The 20,216-nt window shown below is 61.4% G+C and carries 15 protein-coding genes; 5 read left to right on the plus strand and 10 right to left on the minus strand.

Annotated features, from left to right (window positions below):
• Positions 1-86: 86 nt before the first annotated feature.
• The 3 genes from C0V97_RS14055 to C0V97_RS14065 all read left to right on the plus strand — a co-directional run bounded on the left by C0V97_RS14055 (position 87) and on the right by C0V97_RS14065 (position 4,033).
• A complete protein-coding gene (locus C0V97_RS14055) occupies positions 87-2,759 on the plus strand; it encodes a sensor histidine kinase KdpD (RefSeq protein WP_127103199.1) in 2,673 nt (890 codons plus the stop codon).
• Positions 2,759-3,436, plus strand: coding sequence for a response regulator (locus C0V97_RS14060; protein ID WP_127103200.1), 678 nt, complete (start codon positions 2,759-2,761; stop codon positions 3,434-3,436). The genes C0V97_RS14055 and C0V97_RS14060 overlap by 1 nt, the downstream gene beginning before the upstream one ends.
• Positions 3,437-3,658: 222 nt before the next feature.
• Complete coding sequence (locus C0V97_RS14065; protein WP_127103201.1) at positions 3,659-4,033, plus strand: VOC family protein; 375 nt, start codon at positions 3,659-3,661, stop codon at positions 4,031-4,033.
• An 88-nt stretch (positions 4,034-4,121) separates the two neighbouring features.
• On the opposite strand, the gene C0V97_RS14070 is transcribed toward C0V97_RS14065, so the two are convergent.
• Positions 4,122-4,529 carry a VOC family protein gene (locus C0V97_RS14070; protein ID WP_127103202.1) on the minus strand — a complete coding sequence of 136 codons (408 nt, stop codon included), beginning with the start codon at positions 4,527-4,529 and terminating at the stop codon, positions 4,122-4,124.
• 517 nt (positions 4,530-5,046) lie between these two features.
• Here C0V97_RS14070 and C0V97_RS14075 point away from each other — a divergent pair.
• Positions 5,047-5,793 (plus strand): hypothetical protein, encoded by a 747-nt coding sequence (locus C0V97_RS14075; RefSeq protein ID WP_127103203.1) that lies wholly within the window; start codon positions 5,047-5,049, stop codon positions 5,791-5,793.
• Between the two features lie 65 nt (positions 5,794-5,858).
• Here C0V97_RS14075 and C0V97_RS14080 read toward each other — a convergent pair whose 3' ends face one another.
• The 3 genes from C0V97_RS14080 to C0V97_RS18415 form a co-directional block, all read right to left on the minus strand.
• Positions 5,859-7,202, minus strand: coding sequence for a cytochrome-c peroxidase (locus C0V97_RS14080; protein WP_127103204.1), 1,344 nt, complete (start codon positions 7,200-7,202; stop codon positions 5,859-5,861).
• Between the two features lie 10 nt (positions 7,203-7,212).
• The gene (locus C0V97_RS14085) at positions 7,213-8,895 is read right to left on the minus strand and encodes a phospholipase C (protein ID WP_127103205.1); all 1,683 of its coding nucleotides are present in this window, start codon (positions 8,893-8,895) and stop codon (positions 7,213-7,215) included.
• Positions 8,896-8,985: 90 nt separating this feature from the next.
• Positions 8,986-9,156 (minus strand): hypothetical protein, encoded by a 171-nt coding sequence (locus C0V97_RS18415; protein WP_158625431.1) that lies wholly within the window; start codon positions 9,154-9,156, stop codon positions 8,986-8,988.
• A gap of 324 nt (positions 9,157-9,480) precedes the next feature.
• Between C0V97_RS18415 and C0V97_RS14090 the strand changes: the two genes are divergently transcribed.
• The gene (locus C0V97_RS14090) at positions 9,481-10,800 is read left to right on the plus strand and encodes a hypothetical protein (RefSeq protein ID WP_127103206.1); all 1,320 of its coding nucleotides are present in this window, start codon (positions 9,481-9,483) and stop codon (positions 10,798-10,800) included.
• 31 nt (positions 10,801-10,831) lie between these two features.
• Here the strand turns inward: C0V97_RS14090 and C0V97_RS14095 are convergent, their stop codons facing one another.
• The 6 genes from C0V97_RS14095 to C0V97_RS14120 form a co-directional block, all read right to left on the minus strand.
• Complete coding sequence (locus C0V97_RS14095; RefSeq protein ID WP_233582182.1) at positions 10,832-13,096, minus strand: TonB-dependent receptor domain-containing protein; 2,265 nt, start codon at positions 13,094-13,096, stop codon at positions 10,832-10,834.
• A gap of 218 nt (positions 13,097-13,314) precedes the next feature.
• On the minus strand, positions 13,315-14,802 hold the full coding sequence (locus C0V97_RS14100) for an MFS transporter (RefSeq protein WP_127103207.1): 1,488 nt from the start codon (positions 14,800-14,802) through the stop codon (positions 13,315-13,317).
• Positions 14,799-16,241 (minus strand): FAD/NAD(P)-binding protein, encoded by a 1,443-nt coding sequence (locus C0V97_RS14105; RefSeq protein WP_127103208.1) that lies wholly within the window; start codon positions 16,239-16,241, stop codon positions 14,799-14,801. The genes C0V97_RS14100 and C0V97_RS14105 overlap by 4 nt, the downstream gene beginning before the upstream one ends.
• Positions 16,241-17,386 carry an FMNH2-dependent alkanesulfonate monooxygenase gene (gene ssuD, locus C0V97_RS14110; RefSeq protein WP_233582191.1) on the minus strand — a complete coding sequence of 382 codons (1,146 nt, stop codon included), beginning with the start codon at positions 17,384-17,386 and terminating at the stop codon, positions 16,241-16,243. The genes C0V97_RS14105 and ssuD overlap by 1 nt, the downstream gene beginning before the upstream one ends.
• Before the next feature lie 107 nt (positions 17,387-17,493).
• Complete coding sequence (locus C0V97_RS14115) at positions 17,494-18,978, minus strand: NtaA/DmoA family FMN-dependent monooxygenase (RefSeq protein WP_233582183.1); 1,485 nt, start codon at positions 18,976-18,978, stop codon at positions 17,494-17,496.
• Complete coding sequence (locus C0V97_RS14120) at positions 18,975-20,168, minus strand: acyl-CoA dehydrogenase family protein (RefSeq protein WP_127103210.1); 1,194 nt, start codon at positions 20,166-20,168, stop codon at positions 18,975-18,977. Before C0V97_RS14120 ends, C0V97_RS14115 begins: the two co-directional genes overlap by 4 nt.
• Positions 20,169-20,216: the final 48 nt, after the last annotated feature.

A 20,216-nucleotide genomic window follows, 5' to 3' on the forward strand; every position in this document is an offset into this window, starting at 1 on the left:
CATCACCTGCATAGCCCCTTTGCGCGCATATCCGCTTCCAGAGTGGCCGCTCTGGCCCCAAGTGCGAAGCTGGTGAGACCGCGTCCGTGAGTCGGCGCGATTATGACAGACCCGACCCCGATGCCCTGTTGCGTCAGGGATGCGGCGATGCGCGGCGCGGGCGCCTCAAGATCTTTCTGGGGGCCGCTCCGGGTGTCGGCAAGACGTTCGAGATGCTCAGCGCCGCCCAGCAACTGATGCGCGACGGTGTGGATCTTGTAGTTGGGATCGTCGAGACCCATGGCCGGAGCGAGACTGCGGCTCTGGTCGACGGATTGCCTGTCCTGCCCACTCGCCTCATGCCCTATAGGGGGCAGGTGCTGCAGGAACTGGACCTCGATGCGGTCCTCGCGCGTCGCCCGCGTCTGGTGCTGATTGACGAATATGCACATAGCAACGTTCCGGGATCACGCCATCCAAAGCGCTGGATGGATGTCGAGGAAATCCTCCAGGCCGGGATCGATGTTTTTACCACTGTCAATATCCAGCATCTCGAGAGCCTGAATGACGTGGTCGCCTCAATCACGCGTATCCGTGTGCGGGAGACGGTACCGGACAAGGTGGTGGAGCAGGCGGATGAACTCGAACTGATCGATCTCACCCCGAATGACCTTTTGCAGCGCATGCGTGACGGCAAGATCTATGGGGCTCCGATGGCGGGACGCGCCATGCTGCATTACTTCTCGCCGGGTAATCTGACGGCCCTGCGTGAACTCGCTTTGCGTCAGACGGCGCAGCAGGTCGACGCGCAGCTTGTCGATCATATGAAGGCCAATGCCATCGCTGGTCCCTGGGCGGCAGGTGAGCGTGTCATGGTGTGCCTCACGCTTGAGGATGGCGATACCGGATTGCTGCGTTACGGCAAGCGCCTGGCGGACAGGCTCCATGCCCCCTGGATCGTGCTCCATGTCGAGACAAGCCGTGACCTGACCGAGGATGCGCGTGCGCGCATGGCATCGCAGATGCATCTGGCCCAGTCGCTCGGGGCCGAGACCGTGACCGTTCCGGGCCATGACATCGCCCTTGATGCCCTGGCCTATGCGAAGGCGCAGAATGTGACCCAGATCGTTGCGGCGCATCCTGCCGGAACGAACTGGATCGGTCGGCTGAGGCAGATTCTGGGGCGCAGTACCACCGAGCGTCTTATCCAGCGTTCCGAGGGGTTCCCAGTCCATGTCGTGCCCCGCTCGGGTGAGGCGGTAACCGGGCGGCTGCGTGAACGCGTCCGGCCAAGACTTAGTCCCTATCTCGGCAGTTCGGCCATCATGCTGGCGGCATTGGGGCTGGCACTGCTGCTCAGGCAGGGTCTTGAGGTCAGCAATGTCTCGCTGGCCTTCCTGACCGCCATACTCGGCGTTGCTGTGGCTTATGGGCTCTGGCCATCCCTGTGGGCTTCCGTGCTCGGGATGCTCTGTTTCAACTTCTTCTTCCTGCCACCGCTCTACACCCTGACTATCGCTGCGCCGGATAATGTGGTGGCGCTATTCTTCTTCTTTGGCACCGCCCTGATTGCGAGCAATCTGGGCGCTCGGGTACGCAGTCAGGCTGTCGTCGCGCGTCATAGAGCCGAGATCACGCAGTCACTCTATCATTTCAGTCGCACCATCACGGGACTGACCCGGCTGGAGGATCTGCTCTGGTCGGTCAGTCATCAGATTGCGACGCTTCTGAATTGCCGTGTCGTGCTGCTCATGCCTGAAGAGGGCGCCTTGCGCGTTCAGACAGCCTATGATTCCGATTATCCGATCGATCAGGACGGATTTGCAGCCGCAAGCTGGGCGTGGAAAAACAACCGTATTGCCGGTCGTGGCTCGGATAATCTGCCTGGCGTGCGCTGGCTCTTCATTCCCCTGCGCACCGGGCGCGGTCCGGTTGCGCTGCTGGGTCTGGACCGTGACCGGGCGGGCCCCTTGCTGGATGCTGAGGAGCAGAGCCTGCTCGACGCGCTGGGGGATCAGACCGCCTCGGCCATCGAGAGTATCCTGCTCGCGCGTGACCTCGATCGCGTCAGGCTAGACGCGGAAACCGATCGTTTGCGTGGAGCGCTGCTGACGTCGATTTCCCATGATCTGCGTACCCCGCTCGCCTCCATCCTGGGTGCCGCATCGAGCCTGCGCGATTATGGCGAGGCGCTGGGGGAGGCAGGGCGTACGGAATTGCTCGCAACCGTAACCGACGAGGCGGAGCGTCTCAATCGCTTCGTGGGGAATCTGCTCGACATGACCCGGCTTGAAGCGGGGGCGCTACCTTTGCGTCGCGAGGCCGTGGACTGCGCCGAAGTGGCGGCATCAGCCCTTGTACGTGCGACGCGGTTGCTGGAAGGGCATCGGGTCGATTTCGAGGCAGCGCCTGACTTGCCTATGGTGCCGATCGATGCGGTCCTGCTGGAGCAGGCCCTGTTCAATATCCTCGATAACGCCGCCAAATATACAAATCCAGGAACGCAGATCACGATCCGGCTCACTGTCGAGAATGCGCATCTGGTCCTTGCTGTTCTGGATGAGGGGCCAGGTTTCGGCGCACGTGACCCGGCGGTGCTCTTTGCCAAATTCACGCGTTTTGCGGCGGCTGATACCGCGCGGGCGGGTACGGGGCTGGGGCTTGCCATTGCGCGCGGTTTCGTTGAAGCGATGGGCGGAGAGATCACGGCAGCAAACCGTCCTGATCGCGAGGGAGCGGTTTTCACCCTTCGTTTCCCTCTGGCTGAAAAGGCGTCCTGATGAGCGACCCGACCCTTCTGATCGTGGATGATGAACCTGCCATCAGGCGTCTGCTGCGTACCACGCTGGCAAGCCAGTCATGGCGCATTCTCGAAGCCGGTTCGGGCGAGCAGGCCCTGCATTGCGCCGCCGAAACCCCGCCCGATCTCGTCCTGCTCGATCTGGGGCTGCCGGATCTCGATGGTGTGGCGGTACTGCGCCGGTTGCGTCAGGACCGGCCGAATCTGCCCGTGGTCATTCTATCGGTGCGTGACGATGAACGTGGCAAGGTGGCTGCGCTCGAAGCCGGGGCGGATGATTACGTGACTAAGCCCTTCAGCATGGCCGAACTCGTGGCGCGATTGCGCAATGCCCTGCGCCATGGTCTGCAACAGGAAGGCACCCTGCCGCTTTTCACCTCGGGCGATCTGACGATCGACCTTGTGCGCCGTCAGCTATTCCGGGGCGGAAATGAGATACGTCTCTCACCCAGGGAATGGGATATCCTGCGTATGCTGGTGCGCTATGCGGGCCGCGTCCTGACCCATCAGATGATCATGAAGCAGCTTTGGGGCCCGACAAGCGACGTGCAACAGCTGCGGGTCTACATCCGTCAGATCAGGCAGAAGATCGAGCCGGACCCGGAAAGACCCCGGCATATCCTGACAGAGACAGGGGTAGGGTATCGGCTCGTCTAGGGAGGCGCGCGGGCCTTTCCCTGGTGGTGGGACATTATGGGCGCATCGGGAAAATCGAATTGGACGATACCCTCTGGCGCAATGCCATCATGGCGAAAGATGAGGGTCGCGCAGCGTGTCGATCCCGCCAGGTTGATGATAAAGCGGTGGAACCTTTGTCATCCGACGGGCTTGCACGTGCCGGTGTTTCATTTCCCCTTTGGGAAGCGCTCGGAGAAAAACATGTTTACCCATGTCATGATCGGCAGCAATGATCTTGAGCGATCAAGGGTTTTCTATGATGCGACATTTGAGGCTCTGGGCGGCAGCCCAGGCGCGGTGGATGCGAGAGGGCGGCTGATCTACGCTCATGACGGGGGAAGATTGATGATCACGACCCCGATCAACGGGCAGCCTGCTACCGCGGCAAATGGCGGAACTATCGGAATTGCGGCGAAGAGCCCGAACCATGTCCTCGCTTGGCACGAAGCGGGCATCCGCCATGGCGGGACAAGTATTGAGAGCCCCCCCACCGAGCGTCCAAACGGGATATTTGTCGCCTATCTGCGTGACCCGGACGGAAATAAGCTCACGGCGCGCACAGAATTATCCAGGTGATTGGTCCCGCACGACGGCTCACCCCGGGGATTGGCTGGACGGATCAGGACTGATTGGTCGACGGGCGCGCCGTCGACCGAGGAAAGCCTCAAGGCGAGGTAGCCTGATAGGCTTCATGAGGGCGCACCGCGGTCAAGGTTGTGACCTCGATGAAGTAACCGCCCGGAGCCCGGAAATAGAAGCTCCAGGCACCATGTGCCGTCTGTGGAGGCCGGGTCGCCTTCCCATCATTCTGTAGGCGTTCATAAAGGGTGTCGACAGCTTCACGGGATTCCAGGATGAAGCCGATATGCAGAATGTCGAAATGCTCGGGATAGAGGAAGCCTCCCAGTTTCCTGTCGAAATGATTGATGATCAGCACCAGGCCGTCTTCGTCCTGCATGATCGCCATCGTCGTCCCCCGTACGACGAGAGTATGAAGGCCGAAATAGCGCTCGAACATAGCCCGATCGGATTCCGTGTCATGGCTGTAAAGATTGATGTGGTTGAGTTTCATGATCGTGCCTTTCCAGAGAGAAGGCGGACACGAGCCGATCGCGATGCGGACAGCGACGACCGACCACGAACGAGGCCAATCCTCGTTGTGTCCGGCCATGGCCAAGAGCAGGTTCAAGTGCTCAAGCGTGACTGTCTCAAGAGAGACCGCAGGTTGTCACCATACCTGCATCGCTGTCTTTTTAGGCAGGAGCCACTCTAGAGCACGGCTTGAGCGCGTCAAGCGGCTTGAATGGGGCTCCTGCGCTCCCCGGTTTTGCGGCATACCGCGCCAAACTCATGGAGGTACCCGGCGCGCGCGCTGAGTGTAGATCCTGACGCAGCTGTGCCTGTCAGGAGAGAGGCGCCATGGCGCGTCCGGAATGGGTGGTTCTTACCGCGTAGATCGATACGAGATCAGGCGGCAGCGCGCCTATTTCCGTGTAGAGGTCGATCAGCGGTGATCGCGCGCGATCTGCATGCAAAGATGAAACGTCAGCCGGCGTTGACGATCATCATCGCCCATCAAGGAAAATGTCATGTCAGCCAATTCCTCACTGAAGCGCATTTTCTACGCAGGGCTCATGGTGGGTGGTTATTTCCTTCTCCAGGCTGTCATGATCCTCCTGCATGAGTTCACCCATAGTACGATGGGCTGGGCGCTCGGCTATTCCGGCACCCCCATGACCGTGGTCTGGGGAAATCTGATCACCATGCAGGGCTGGGATGAAGGTGTTCCCTATGACGCCTTGTTTCATGGGCGCGGACATAACGCCGAAGCCGCCATAGGCGGTGCGCCACTGGCGATGCACGGTATCTTGGTTGTCATCCTGATTTCGTGCCTGCTCCATGTGAGAGCATGCATCCGGCCCATTGTATTTTTCGCCCTTTACTGGTTTCTGATCCTCAACCTTGCTGAGCTCATTGCTTATCTCTGGATGCGTCCGTTCCTGGCGACAGGAGATACCGGTCGTTTCAACCAGGGGATGGATCTCTCGCCTTGGGGGCTTTTCGCCTGCGGTTCGCTTTTTCTTGCGGGGGCGCTTTGGGTCTTGCACAGCCGGATCTTGCCTGAAGTCGCCTCCGGACTGGGGAGACAGCGCTGGGCGCAGATACTCGTCATAGCGGCCACCGGTTTTGTCTTGTTTCTGTGGGCGAGCGGACTGCGCTTCCTCGTTCTCTACCCCGATCCGCTATGGCGTGTCGGATTGATCGGTCTGGCCTTGTTCATCGCGTGGCTGTTACTCGAACTGCCCAGGGTGAACGGGAAGCGCGTATCTGAATGACCCCCGCGCATTGCGGATCTTCCAGACCGGATCGATCTGTATCGTGATCCCTTTTGTGGGAGAGATCACTTGCGCTGAGGAGCTTGCCCATCCGTCAGGGTTCCAAGGAAGACAATGATTTTCTCGCGCTCTTCCGGCGTCAGGCTGGGCGATTTGCGCGGGCCGAAAGGCGTGTCGGTCTTGTCGATATTGCCCCAATAGCGCCTTGGCAGATCGTCATTGAGCAGAAGAGTCCCATCCGCCTGTCGCGGATAGAATTGAGACGGTTCAATGTCCCTTAGTTCATAGAAATCCATCACCTGACGCAGCGAGGTAAAGGTGCCGTTATGGAAAAACACCTTACGCGTAGCGCTGTTGCGCAGCGATGGGGTGCGGAAGAAGCCGCAATAGGCTTCGGTATGGCCGATATCCGCGCGGCCTGCCGCGCAGAGACCGAGATCGTAGCTGCCTTTCGGGGCGAGGGGGTTACGCGGGGCGGCGAGGGCTTCGTATTGATGGTCGGTAAAGAGCGGCGGTCTGCCTTCCTCATCGACCATGCTCAGATGGCAGGCGGCACAATTGCCTTTCGACGGGTCATTGAAAAGCCGCAGCCCTTCGGCTTCGTCTCTTGTCAGGCGGATTTGTCCCTCAAGCCAGGCATCATAGCGGCTCGAGTAAGGGTGAAAAACTGGTGCTTCAATCTGATAGCGGGCCAGCGCGAAAAGCGCTTCAGCAATCAGCATGTCGTCCGAAGCATGAGCACCCATCAGGCGAAACAGATCGGCACTATAGGGCGCATGGCGCAGGCGAGCGGCGATACCAGTGCGTGTCGCCGCCATTTCGCGAGGGTCGAAGAGCGGCCCGGCGGCCTGGCTTTGCAGCGTGTCGGCCCTGCCGTCCCAGAACAAACCGCCCTGCGGCACCATGGCCTGAGCCGAGACGCCGGTATTACTGGCCGATTTGACGCCTTTAGCGCTGGGCGGCGATGGGGGAGGCGGCGCCGTTTCGCTGGTGGCATTATCGGGGCCGACGCTGAAAGGCGGCTGGCGCTCGCGATAGGTGAGCGAAGGCACGGCGCGGACGCCGAATTTGTCCATCGCCACACCGCCCCTGGCGAAAGCCAGCGCGTTGTCCGGCGCGTAATGCGCACTCGGTACATGGCACGAGGCGCAGGAAAGCTGTCCAGATCCGGAGAGCGCCTTGTCGAAAAACAGCGCCTTGCCGAGTTTCGCCATGGCGGAGAGTGGGACCACTGGAGGGCGGATCAGCGTGACAGGGCAGGGGTTGCCGCCGTCAGGCGCAGGCGCGCAGTCGCGCGCGAAAGCCTGGGGGATGGTCGCGGCGAGAGACCCGATCAACAGCGCCACCGTGATTAGGCGAGACCACGTGTGCGTGGCCTGCGCCTCGCCCTCATCCGTGCGCGCTGTCATCCACGAAAAATCAGAAAGCCTTGGGCGCTTCATGCAGGACTGACCCATCCCTCGGCGCAAGATAGAGCGGCGTGGCGTCCGGCTTGCTCTGAAAGTTGAACATCCCGTCCATATCCTGTGCGTCCTGATCGAAGGACCCTCCGCCGAGACGCGAGCCATCGAGCCAGTTATTCTCGATGAAGCGCAGTACGGAGCTCTGTGTCAGAAGTGTATGGTCAATGGCATTGCGCCTTGCCCAGGGCGACAGCACCAGAAGCGGGGTTCTTGTGCCGGGGCCGCAGCGGCCATTTGCCGGCTTGCCCTTCAGGCCGTTGGGGGCAGATCCCTTGCCGCACTGACCCGGTCCGTCGAGCTGGTCTGCGGATGCGTCATGCGAGTTGTGCTGCACGGGAGTAAAGGCGTGGTCATACCAACCATCGGAATCGTCATAGGCGATGATGATGGCGGTGTCCTTCCATTCCGGGCGTGACTGGATGAAATTGACCAGACGGACTACGCCCTCCTGCTCGTCGAGCGGGTCGGAATAGCCCGCATGGGCGTCCTGGAACGCCGGGAGTTTCAGGAAAGACACGGCAGGCATATGGCCAGCGCGCGTGGCGGCGATGAAATCCTCTAGATCGTACTGATGATTGGCAGGGTCTTTTGTCTTGCCGTCGGCGGCCATCGTCTGGCCGATGGCCTCGACGCCCGATGGTCGCAAGTGCTTCGGGTTGGATGTGCTCGGATAATACTGGAACCAGTTATGATGGGGAATGTAGTCGACAACCGTCTGAGCCACGACGGTGGAATAGGTGGCGCGCTGGCACCCCGTCGTGCCATTGCGGTTATGTGTCGAGAGGTCGAACCCGGCCATGAAGCCGCCCCAGCTGATACCTCTGGCATTCAGCAGGTCGCCTATATTACGCCCCTCCATCCAGACCTGCTCCCCGGGGAGCGAACAGACATCGCCAGTCGGATCGATATCGTTGATCATGGTCATGCTGCCCTGCCCATCCTTGATGAACGGTGAAGGCAGGGCCCGGGTCGAGGGCTTCTGGGCGGAGGCGGTGATATGCAACCCGTTGGTCTGTCCCGAGACGATCTCGAGTGCACCGGGCGTTGAGGGACCGTAAGTATCTGTGTAGGCGTTGTCGCTCATGGCGAAGCGTTGGGCGTACCGCCAGAGCGCTGTGACGGTATTGCCGTCAAAATATCCCATGACCTGACCGCGCGTGGCAAATGCCCCGACGCCGCCCGGTGAGCCTTTGCCTGTATGCAGCGGAAAGAGATCGGCCTTGCCGCCATTATAGGCCATCTGCTCGGCGGTATAGCCGTGGTTCTGGTCTGCCGTACTGGCCTGGCTGCGATCGAGCCGGAACGGCACGGAGGCGTCGGGCCCATTCGCCGGGTTCGTGTTGGGATTGGTGACCAGCAGATTGGACCGCAACAGCGTGTTGGCGGGTGGCGTTCCGAGCTTCGGCATGAATACCGGCTCGCCCTCCGGGTTTGATGCCTGGGGATAGGTCGCGAAATAATGGTCGAACGAGACGTTCTCATCGAAGATCACGATCACATGCTTGATTGGTGTTTTCGTCCGCAGGTCTGATGCGGATAGTGTTTTCACCGGTTCAGGCGCTGCGCGCGTCACGGTAGCCGGGCTGAGGCAGGTCAGAGTGAGAAGGGCAGCAGCAAGAGAGCGTATCGGACGAATCATGGTGTGGGGCGACAATACCTGTTCTGGATGGGGAGCCGCAGCCCCTCTCGCCTGCGCCACATGGCCGCAGGCGGAGGGGCCGCGCAGGGCTCAGGTCTGATCATCGTCGCGCAGCGTCTCTTCGTCCAGAGACATCAATGCGCCGCGACGCGACTGGAAGGAAATCGTGGCCAGTCGATGCTCCCGCCATGCGGCAACAAGCGTCTGACGCCAGCGATCCGAAGGGGCGTTGGGCGTGTCATGCTGAAGCTGAAGTTCCATTGACCTGCTCCTTTTTCCAGAAGAGTGCCGGGGTACGGCGCCTCGATAAAGGATTCATGCAAGGTGGTGTGTGACCGTTCCATGAATTCGCCCGGCCAGAGCGTCTGATCGCGAAAAATGTTCCAGAAAGAAAGGTCAAAACAGGGGCTTGGCTCTGTTTTTTGATGTCCGACCTGCTCGGACTGGTCCTCTGTCGGAGAACGGGATTATGGGGGCGGAATGCCACAATCCCGTTACAGGGTCTCCACGCCCCTTGCCTGTCCACACGGGCCGATGAAATGCTGGCGTGAAACAAGGTGCGAGCAAGCACCGGGAGATGAACCTATGCCGTTGCCCTGTCATGTTCGTCAGGTCCCCTTGAATGCATCAGCGTCGGAGGATGATTGCTTTTCCTGGGGGCTGCCAGACGGGCTTGTCGGACTGATCAGAGGGCCCAAGGCGCAGGCTTATGCGACGGAAAAAGGGCTGAAGGGTGATCTCTCACTCCCATCATCCCTTGAGAAAATCCAGTCCCGAACCCCTATCTCTGTATGTCATGGTGATCTGGATTTGCCCGGAAAGCTGTGCAGCGTCGAGGAAGTCTTGCCGCCATGTCCCTATCCAAAGCTTGGAGCGTCCGACAAAGAACGTGACGCCTTTCGCAAGGCGCAGCGTTTCAGCATTGCCGCCCTGGCTGTGGAAAATGAAACTGACAGGCTTCTGGCTCAGGCCTATCTTGACCTCACAGGCAAGAGCATCCCGATCATCGATCTGCGTGGGATCGATTTCACAGAGAAACTCGCCCAGGCTCGTCGGGCTTTGTGCGGCTTCATGGCACAGCGCCTGACCAAGGATGCCTATATTCCCCGCTTCCAGCCACAGAGGCTCGGGGAAAGTGAGGCGGTTGGGCCGGAAGCGTCCCGATATTACGGCGCACCCTTCATGCCGGTCTCGATGGACTGGCCGCACTGGTGTTACGACGGGAAGATCGGCCCCTGTCTTTTTCACAGTCAGTATCGGTGGGCCGACCTTCCTGAGCCCATCAGGGCATGCTTGCCAGCGGGGATCGAGGCCTTTCTGGTTTTTGTGAATCCGATTATCGAGGACTGGCCCCGGCTCCCTGACAACCCACCATTCACCATTCGTTTCGTCCGCAAGGGCGAGCCGAGGGTATTGCGCCCCATGCCTGTCAGCGGGGATCTCGAACCGCCTTGTGGGAGGAAAATCACGGCGTTCTGCAAGACACGCGATACGGGGATTCTCATGGAATACGAGTCCCGGCCCGATGCGAGGGCAGAGGACAGCGATCTCGTGACGGCGCTTCGATGGTTGGGTTCGGACGCTTTGATGGAGGCAGACGCAGCGCATAGTTTCCTCCTGAGAGGAGAGGAAAGCGCGGTTCCACCCGCCTCGCCCTTGCTGAACTGGGAAGGAGACAAGTTTTTGGGAGAGCCGAACTGGGTTCAGGGCGCCGACTATCAGACCACACCGGATGGCGCTCCAATGATCGCTTTCCTGCACATCGCGAATGATGGAGTGCCGAATCTCAAGGCGCCGCCCGAGGCTCTCTCTCGCTATGGAGCAGGGATCGTGTGGCTGCCCGAGCAGTGGAGACAAGACCAGTCCTATGAGTCCCAGATCAGGATGACCTGGGAACTGGGTTGAATCGCCTTCGATCCTGTCTCACAGGCGGGTTTCAATTGAAGCCCGCCGAGACACCGGCGAAGACGCCAAAACCGTCACCCGGCTGAAACACCGAGAGTTGCTTGCCTGCGGCGATATAGCCCGGCACGACGATCGAGGCGTAATGGGTGTTGGCGAGATTGTTGAAGGATAGGAAGACCTGACGATGTTTGTGCGGCCATTCATATCCGATGGTCGTGTTAAAGATATGGTAGGAGGGCGCGTAATAGGTGTCGTCATAGGAGCCGGAGACCTTGGACGAGACCTGTGTATTGAAATTGGCATAGAGCCCGTTCTTCAGGTCGAGGCGTATTTCCCCCTGATAGAAATGGGCCGGGATGCCGGGCAGGGCATTATGGCCGAACACCGCGTCATGCTTGAAGTGAAAATCCTGCCAGGTATAGGACTGGCGCAGGCCGAGCTTGCCACCTGACCATTTGACGAGATCGGTTTCCAGCGAGGCCTCGACACCCTGATGCGTCGTCGGGCTGGCGTTGGAATAGGTGGCCGCACCGTAAAGCTGGGAGAGGGGCGTCATGACCGAAAGCAGCTCGTTGCGTACGTCCGAATAGTAATAGGAGACGCTCCAGCGATTGTTTTTCCACTCTCCCCGTGTGCCGGCTTCATAGGTCGTGGCGGTCTGGTTATCGAGCTTTACCCCCGAGGCATTGAGTCCTTGTGCCGGACCGGAGGTGTAGAGCGCGCCTGACAGAAGCTGCCAGTCATTGGGCGGCTGAAAGCTGCGGCTGACATTGCCGTAAATCGAAACATGGGGCGAAATCACGTAGCGAAAGCCGCCACGTGGCGTAAAGCCAAGTCCGGAGGTGCCGACAGAGCTCTGAGTGGGATAGGTGACCTCGGTCGAACGCTGCACGAAATCGAGCGCACCGGCCGCCGTCAGCCAGAAATTATGGAAGAGCTCAAAATTGTTCCGGATATGAAAGTAATTATCGGTGCCGCCGTAATTCGAATGGCGCAGCACGGTGCCGAAGGGGATTTTGGCATAAATGCCGGTATTGGTGCGTGAACGATTGGTCTGCCAGGCTTCCAGATCGGTATAGGTATCGATCCCAAAAAGCGTCTCGCTCTTATGGCCCCACATCCTGTCATCGCGACTATAACGCAGCACGCCCGCGACCGTTTTGTAGCCCCAGCGCTGGGCCGTGGCCGTATTTTGGATATCGATCGGCGCATCCTGATAATCGAAACCGAGTTCGAGTTTGGAGCGGTCATCGATCCGGATCGTGGTCATGTCGCCATAGAATTTGCTGCCGGGCTGGATGCGATGACCATGCAGCGTGGCATAAAGCGCCTGAGCCTGTTTCGGGTTGGTCTCGATCTGGTCGCGGGTCAGATAGCCCGGATAGCCGTTCTGCGTCTGGCGATAGCGGAAGAAAAGGCGTGTCGAGACGTTGTCGCTGAAGCGGTAGCCGTAATTCGCGTTAACGCCGAAGCTGCTTGCGGCTGTCTGGGCCTGATAGCCGCCGCGATAGGATTTGGTGATGCTGATATAATAATCGGACTTGCCGATGACGGCGCCGGAGCTGATCTGCTGCTTGTTGTAATTGAAGCTGCCCGCCTCGACACGCGCCTGGAAATGATCTGCCGTATAGCCCGTCGGGGCCACGTAATTGATTGCGCCGCCAAGCTGCAATCCACCGTAATCGAAGGCATTCGCTCCGCGCAGAACCTCCGTGTACTGAATGCCCAGAGTTTCGAAAAGCTCATAAGGCGTGCCTGCCGGGGTGGTGACCGGCAGACCGTCAAACATCAGCAGAATACCGGAGCGGAAATAATTCGTGCCTGTCTGGATGCCCGAGCCACGGATGGACAGACGCAACCCGTCGCCGCCGCCGGAGCTTTGGGCAAACACGCCAGGCTGAAAAGCCAGCAGATCGGCGTTGGTCAGATTGCGGCTGCGCAAAACCTCCTTGGAATTGATGACCGAGACCCCACCCGGCACCGTATCAAGCTGACGTGCCGCGGCAGCAACGGGGGAGAGGCGACGTTGCGAGACTGTGATGGATTCCGCCTTGCCTGCCAGATGCGAGGAGCGTTTGGGATGCGCGACACCGGTACGGGGGGCTCCGGCTTGGGCGCGTGCCGTGTCGTTCACAGGCTTGGTGGCGGCATAGGCCGGGGCGACAGACCCAAGGCCGCCCCCAGCCAGAAGGGCAAGAATGGAGGCGCTGGAAAGATGGCGTCGCGCGGAGACGAGGCCCGGCACAGGGCGAGACAGGGGGCGCAGGGCGAAGTCAGATCGGTGGCGATGTTTCATGGGGTCGATATCCGGAGAATGGGGTCGTGAGCGCGTGAAAAGGTGCGGAGAAGCCTGGTCGGTGAGTCGGTTCAGGATGCTTGGGTGGGGATGGACATCGCATGGACGGGTGTAATGACTGCATGGGATCGTTCTTCATGAATTTACTCATTTCTGGTCGTTTAATACGGGCGGAGATCGGCCGTCCCCGGTCAGGGCGAGCCCTTTTCCCGGGAAGTTCAGCGCATGGGGTTGGAAGGGCAGAGCCGTTCAGGGGCCGACATACTGCGTGGTTCGGCGCGCACCCGGCGCAAGGCGGGGTCGGCATCGGCGTCGTATCCGAAGACTTCCCATCTCAGGACAAGATGAAGAGCGATGCCAAAAACAGGCGCAATCAGGATGACCCAGAAGATCTGCGTCCCAAGGCTCGTATAGAGCCCCGGCAACGCCCACATGGTCAGCGTCCCGCCAAACCCTGCGATGAAATTTGTAAAGCCGATGCCCGTCCCGCGCAGTTCTGTCGGGTAGCTCAGGGTTGGATAGACCATCTGCTGGCATCCTGGGCCGAAACCCTGCGCGAACAGGAACAGGGCAAAACCGGTCATGACCAGCCAGATTCCGGCATATGAGTGCGGCGTGCCGATGACCGCCAGAAGGGCGATGCCTACAACCTGCATCGCGTACCCTGCCAGCGTGATCGGTCGTGAGCCGAAGCTCCGTGTCAGGCGCACGCCAAGCAACCCACCCGTCAGGGCAAAGACCAGATTGAGCAGGATCGAGACACTGAGCACCTCGGTACGATTCATGTGCAGCATCGTTGCGAGCAGACTGGGGGCGCCGAAGGCAATCGCGGCATAGGAGGTTGCGCTGACGAGCTTCATGCCGATGATCAGAAGCGTGCGCGGCAGGAGTGGCCTGCGGAGCAGGGAGAAGGGGCTTGGAGGGGCCTCGGGTTCAGGAGCCACGGTGATATGAAGCACCGGATCGACCCCATGGGTGACGCGCAGGATGGCGGCGGCCTTTTCCAGATCGCCATGACGAGCGATCCAGAGTGGGGATTCGCTCATATAGCGGCTGCGTACCAGAATGATGATCAACGCCGGTACAGCGCCAAAGCCGAGCGAGGCGCGCCATAGCCAGTCGGGATGGCCTGCCGGGACCACCGCATTCAGCGCAAAGACCAGAAGGAAGCACGCGGATGAGGCCGCATACCAGGTCGGGCACCAGGCCGCGGCGCGCCCCGCCTTGCTGCCCTTGCCGGTGAGCTTGGAGAATTCCGAGAGAAACGCCATGGCGACGGGCAGATCCATCCCCACGCCGAACCCCATGGCAAAGCGGGCCAGAATCAGGATGCTGGCAGTCGGGGCCGCAGCGGCCACGAGGGCTGCGATCACGAAGCAGGCCATATCGGCCATGAACACCGCGTAGCGTCCGATCCTGTCGGTCAGCCAGCCGCCTGTGATACTGCCCACGATGGTGCCGGCACTCATGGCGGCGGCGACCATCCCGGTTTGCGAGCCCGTCAGGCCGAAATGCTTCTGCACATCGCCAATGCCGTAGGAGAGGGTGGTCAGGTCGTAGGCATCGAGGAACACGCCCCCCAGAGCGAGCAGGACGATGATATTCGCATGTCCCTTGCCAGAGGGACCACGATTGACCAGGGCAGCGATATCCTCGGCAGAGCGAATGACAGGGCGCTCGGGCGGATGCGGGGGCAGGGCGCTCATGATCGAACCTCGTCGGGAACGCGCTTGTGCGCGGTGTTCAGTTCTGCGGCGAGCTGGCGCGCCACGGATTGGGCGTTCTCGGTCACTTCCGGCAGGCCCATCAACTCCCCGAACGTCCCGCGCGAGAGCGGCCCGGCGATCAGCAGGGGCGCTGTTCCCTGTGCGGTTCCCTGTGCGGTTTCCCGGGCAGGCAGGGCGTGGTAATCGGGGGCGGTATGCAGCCCGAGACCGGTCGGGTCCGGGGCGATATGACCTTGCCCCGCCAGAGTGCGCAGGAATGGCGTGTTAGAGATGATACCTGCATGATCGGGACCGGTCGTATTGACCACATGATCGACAATGAGCGTCTCAGGCGCTTGCCCACGGAACTGAAGCGTTAAAGCGATCCCTTCAGGACCTGCCATTGCCTCGATGACACGGGCCGCCCGGATAGACAGGCGCTTCGAGGCGAGGCCTCGTGTCAGGATCGCGTCGATCTGCGGGGCGATGCGAAAGCGGTGCACATCCCAGAAGGGGCGCAAATGGCGGATGAGCCTTTTGCGCTCGGCAAGATCGAGCACCGACCATAACCTGCGCCCCTGTTTGCGTGTGGCATCGATGATCTCGTGCCAGGAAAGATCGGGATGCTCCCGCAGTGCCGTTCTGACGTTGCGTAGAAGGCCCAGAGCCGTGGGGGCAGGGGCAAGATGCAGGATATCCGACAGTGCCGAGGCCTCTGCCGCATGGGCGCGCGGGCGCAGGCCGCGTCGCGAAACGGCAAGGATCGGCCCCTGATGGCCGCGGGCCTCAAGGCTCGCCACAATATCGGCCATGGTGAGCCCAGTACCGATAATCGCCACGCGATCCTGCGTTGCGATCCGTGCCAGAGCGTCGTCGCGCCAGGGATTGGCCACGACGCGTGCCTCCTGTGCCAGAGGGCGCAAGGCAGCGGGCAAGGCCGGGGCCGGATGGGTGAGGGCGATCACGACATGGGACGCGGTCAGGCCTCCCCCGTCGCTCAGGGTCAGCACCCAGTTCCCGTCATGTCGCGTCACCGCCGTCACGGCGTCACGTTGATGGACGAGCCGTCCTGCGTCCAGAAAAGGCGCGATGCGTGCGGCCAGATACTGACCGAATTGCGCCCGTGCCGGGTAGAGATCGCCCGAGGGCAGAAAGGCGTCCGGGTCTGTTGCGGCAAGCGCATCGAGATCGAGCCAGGCACGAAAATCGCCGGGCACGGCAGTGTCGAGGCTCATTCGCGCGGCGGGCACGTTGATGCGGTGCTGCGCATCGCGTGTGCCATAGGCCAGCCCGGCTCCGAGCTGCGCGCGCGGCTCGATGATCGCTACCGCGCCTGCCCCGAGGTCGGGACGCTGGCGCAGCAGGTGAAACGCCACCATGGTGCCGGTCGCGCCGCCGCCGATAATCGCGACGGGGTAATGAGGGAGCGTGTCGGACATTATGAGGCCGATACCCGCCCGGGACGATGGCTGCCTGCAATCGTCTCGCCGAACGGTCCCATATTGCTGCTGGCCCTCTGTGTCCGCACCGGATGAGCGGTGGGCAGAAGAGGCAGCACCAGTTCACCGAAGCGATAGGCTTCTTCCAGATGCGGATATCCCGAAAGGATGAAGCTGTCGCACCCTGCGCGGCGGTATTCGTCGATACGTTCGGCAATGGTGGCCGGGTCTCCCACCAGTGCCGTGCCGGCACCGCCGCGTACCAGCCCGACACCGGCCCAGAGGTTGGGGCTGATTTCCAGCTTGTCCCGTCGTCCTCCATGCAGGGCGCTCATACGGGCCTGCCCGACTGAATCGAGCCGCGCGAAAACGGATTGCGCTTGCGAAATGGTGGCATCGTCGAGCTTTGAGATCAGCCGGTCGGCCTCGGCCCAGGCCTCCTGAGTGGTCTCGCGCGCAATGACATGAAAGCGTATGCCAAAGCTCACCTCGCGCCCGGTCTTTGCGGCGGCCTCGCGTACGCGGCTGATCTTTTCACGCACGAGAGCGGGAGGCTCGCCCCAGGTGAGATATTTGTCTACGCGCCGTGCCGCGATATCGATCCCGACGTCGGAGGAGCCACCGAAATAGAGCGGGGGGCCGTTTTCCTGATGCGGAGGGAAAAGGAGACGGCCATCGGCGATGCGGAAATGGGGGCCTTCATGCTCTACGGTTTCACCACGCAGCAGGCGGGAATAGATGCCCAGAAACTCCTCCGTAATCGCATAGCGCGTGGCATGGTCATGAAACAGCCCATCACCGCCATTCTCGCGTGGATCGCCGCCGGTCACGACATTGATCAGCAAACGCCCGTTCGAGAGCCGGTCGAGCGTCGAGGTCATGCGTGCGGCCAAGGTAGGAGATTGCAAGCCGGGGCGCACGGCCACGAGAAATTTCAGACGTTCTGTCGAAGTGATGAGCGAGGACGCCACCACCCAGGAATCTTCGCAGCTCCGTCCTGTGGGCAGGAGAACGCCATAATAGCCAAGCGAGTCCGCCGCGCGTGCAATTTGCTGCAGATAGGGCAGGTCGACTGCGCGACCGCCTTCGCTCGTACCGAGATAGCGGCTATCGCCATGGGTTGGTAGGAACCAGAGCACGTTGATCTTTTCCGGCGCCGAGAGGGCCGCGGAAGTGTCGAAGGACGAGAGACCTTCTGGCGCACGGGCGAACGGGGAGGATACGAATGAAGACGCGAAGGAAGGAAGGCGGGTCATGGCAGGGCGCTTTCTTTCTGCACGGTCTGTTGCCGACCGCTTGATGCTGAAGCAGTTTTGGGGAGGGGGGCGTTCTGGCCGATCCCGGCAGGGCCGGGCCATGACGCAGGGGCGCTGCGATACAGGGCAGCGGGATGGGTGTCGGGCAGCCGGTCGCGCCCTGTGAGTCGATGGCGCAATGTCTCGCCCCGCACAGGGGCAGGGGGCAGCCTGCCGCGACGGCGCAGTTCCGGCGCGATCAACGTGGCATAATCATCGAGGGTTTCGTGGCTGTGATACTGGCGCAGATTGATGCCATCGATCCCGTCCTCATCCAACCAGGCTTCGATATCATCGGCAATCTGCTCGGGCGTACCTGCCCGGAAGAACCGCCCCTCATCGAAGCTGGCAATCTGGGCGAGGGCGGCACCGACCGTCTGCTCGGCAGCGAAGCGACGGCCCATATTGCCGATTGCGCGTCCGCTCCTGGCCAGGGCCTCGCCCAGAGTCAGCGACGGATCGAACTGGCGCAGATCGATCTCTGCCTGTGCGTGAACCAAGGCACCTTCCTCGGAATAGAGCGCGCGATAACGGGAGAGCTTGGCCTGAGCCTCTTCTTCGGTACGCCCGGCAATCAACCCCGCCATCACGTAGAATTTCAGCTCGGCAGGATCACGACCCTGGGCGGCGGCTGCCTCGCGGGTACGGGCGATGGCACGACGCACCTCCTCCTGTGTCCTGCCGCCAATGAACACGGCTTCGGCATGACGGGCGGCGGTTTGCAGACCGCGAGGCGAGCCGGTCGCCTGGAACAGCACAGGGGTGCGCTGCCGCGTGGGCTGCACGAGATGGGGGCCTCCGACGCGAAAATGAGCGCCTTCGTGATGGATATGGCGCACGCGCTCGGGATCGGCATAGCGGTCACCCGCACGATCCTCGATCACGGCACCGTCTTCCCAGCTGCCCTCCCAGAGCTTGTAGAGGACTTCAAGATATTCATCCGCCCGGTCATAGCGGCTGTCATGCTCGAGTTCGCCATCGAGGCCAAAATTGCGCGCGGCATTGGGCAGATAGGAGGTGACGACATTCCATCCCACCCGTCCCTCGGTCAGCAGATCGAGCGTGCTCATGCGCCGCGCGAAAGCGAAGGGCGGTTCATAGGTGGTCGAAAACGTGGCCGCAAAACCGAGCGTGGTGGTCACGGCTGCCATGGCGGGGATGAGCGAGAGCGGATCGAGATTGGGGATCTGAAGCCCCAGACGCAACGAGGCGTCCAGACCGCCGAAACGATCATAGATCCCGATCACATCGGCAAGAAAGATCGCGTCCATACCGGCCTGTTCGGCCTTGCGCGCCGTGTCGAGCCAGAACGCCATTTCGCCGAAGCGGTGGCGGTTATTCCCCTCCTCGCGCCACATGCCGTGCACGATATGGCTCACACAGGCCATTTCAAACAGATTGACGTGCAGGGTCTTGCGGGGGGCGAGCGGGGAATGGGTCATGCGGCGTCTCCCTGACGGTTGGCCTCGGCTAGGCGACGCAGCCCGTCACGATAGGGCGTCCACAGGCGTGTGCCGTTCAGGGCAACATCGCCAAGCTCGCGCTGGCGTTGGGCTGCTGGGTTATGAGAGGCGAGGGTGCGAGCATTGCGCCAATGGCGGTCGAGCCTCAGCGTCTCGGAGGTGGCCGACGCCCCTCCGACCTCGAAGAGAAGGGTGGCCGCCTCGAGCGTCTGCTGGGCGATGATCTGCTGCGCCTTGAAGATCTCCTCCTGAGCGCGCTCGATGGCATCGTCGTCGTGTTGGCCTGCAAGGAAGAGCGGCTCGATGGCCTCAAGCGCGCGCGCTCCTTGATCGGCCAGCACTGCAGTCGAATAGGCGAGAGAGGACAGACGCCCCACCACGCCCTGCACCACGGGATCATGTTTCTGCACTGATTTGCCGGGCACACCGAAAACACGCTCGCGCGGGCGTACGAAAGCCAGCGCATCACGCAGCACGGCCTGGGCGATGCCGGCCAGAGTGGTATTGTGGAATTGCTGGTAATAGGCGCCGAGAAAAGGCTGGCTGGGCGGCGTGTCGGCGGGGGCACGCTCGACGATCTGGGCGGGGGCGATAGCGACCTGCTCGAAGAGGGTCGTGCCACTGCCCGTCAGGCGCTGGCCGAACCCGTCCCAATCATCCACGCGTGTCACACCCGGTGCATCGGCAGGCACCAGTACGCGGACGCGGTCGCCCGCCAGACTGGCCCAAACGATGATCCAGTCGGCATAAAGCGTGCCGGTAGAGTAGTATTTACGTCCGTTCAGAACGAGACCGTTCGGTCCGTCTGTCACCTCGGTGGTCACGCTGGTCTCATTGCCGCGCTCGGCCATGGCCGCACCGAAAATCTGGTTGTCGCGTATCAGACCGCGCCACCGCTCGGCATCGGGCAAGCCCGCGCGTAGTGTTTCGACAAAGGCGAAATGCGCGCGGAAGATCTGCGGGATGTTGGAATCCGCACTGGCGAGGTCACGTAATACGCGGAACGTATCGGTCAGCCCGAAACCAAGCCCGCCTCGTTCCGACTCAAGACGCAGGCGCCCAAATCCGGCATGCGCGAGCGTCCTGACAACCGCGTCGGCTGGCTGCCTCTCGCGGTCTCGTCCGACGGCGCCTTCAGAAATGGAACGAAAATGTTCTGTGAAATCCATGACACCAATCTCACCGAGGATCATAGCGGGAAAGCTATTTCACTTTGA

Origin of the sequence: Asaia sp. W19 (assembly GCF_003994335.1) — a bacterium.
Taxonomy (GTDB): Bacteria; Pseudomonadota; Alphaproteobacteria; order Acetobacterales; family Acetobacteraceae; genus Asaia.

What these genes read in the sequence shown, in the direction of transcription:
- C0V97_RS14060 (WP_127103200.1), top strand. Translation starts at nt 2,759, where the DNA reads ATGAGCGACCCGACCCTTCTGATCGTGGATGATGAACCTGCCATCAGG.
- C0V97_RS14065 (WP_127103201.1), top strand. Translation starts at nt 3,659, where the DNA reads ATGTTTACCCATGTCATGATCGGCAGCAATGATCTTGAGCGATCAAGG.
- C0V97_RS14070 (WP_127103202.1), bottom strand. Translation starts at nt 4,529, where the DNA reads ATGAAACTCAACCACATCAATCTTTACAGCCATGACACGGAATCCGAT.
- C0V97_RS14075 (WP_127103203.1), top strand. Translation starts at nt 5,047, where the DNA reads ATGTCAGCCAATTCCTCACTGAAGCGCATTTTCTACGCAGGGCTCATG.
- C0V97_RS14080 (WP_127103204.1), bottom strand. Translation starts at nt 7,202, where the DNA reads ATGACAGCGCGCACGGATGAGGGCGAGGCGCAGGCCACGCACACGTGG.
- C0V97_RS14085 (WP_127103205.1), bottom strand. Translation starts at nt 8,895, where the DNA reads ATGATTCGTCCGATACGCTCTCTTGCTGCTGCCCTTCTCACTCTGACC.
- C0V97_RS18415 (WP_158625431.1), bottom strand. Translation starts at nt 9,156, where the DNA reads ATGGAACTTCAGCTTCAGCATGACACGCCCAACGCCCCTTCGGATCGC.
- C0V97_RS14090 (WP_127103206.1), top strand. Translation starts at nt 9,481, where the DNA reads ATGCCGTTGCCCTGTCATGTTCGTCAGGTCCCCTTGAATGCATCAGCG.
- C0V97_RS14095 (WP_233582182.1), bottom strand. Translation starts at nt 13,096, where the DNA reads ATGAAACATCGCCACCGATCTGACTTCGCCCTGCGCCCCCTGTCTCGC.
- C0V97_RS14100 (WP_127103207.1), bottom strand. Translation starts at nt 14,802, where the DNA reads ATGAGCGCCCTGCCCCCGCATCCGCCCGAGCGCCCTGTCATTCGCTCT.
- C0V97_RS14105 (WP_127103208.1), bottom strand. Translation starts at nt 16,241, where the DNA reads ATGTCCGACACGCTCCCTCATTACCCCGTCGCGATTATCGGCGGCGGC.
- C0V97_RS14115 (WP_233582183.1), bottom strand. Translation starts at nt 18,978, where the DNA reads ATGACCCATTCCCCGCTCGCCCCCCGCAAGACCCTGCACGTCAATCTG.
- C0V97_RS14120 (WP_127103210.1), bottom strand. Translation starts at nt 20,168, where the DNA reads ATGGATTTCACAGAACATTTTCGTTCCATTTCTGAAGGCGCCGTCGGA.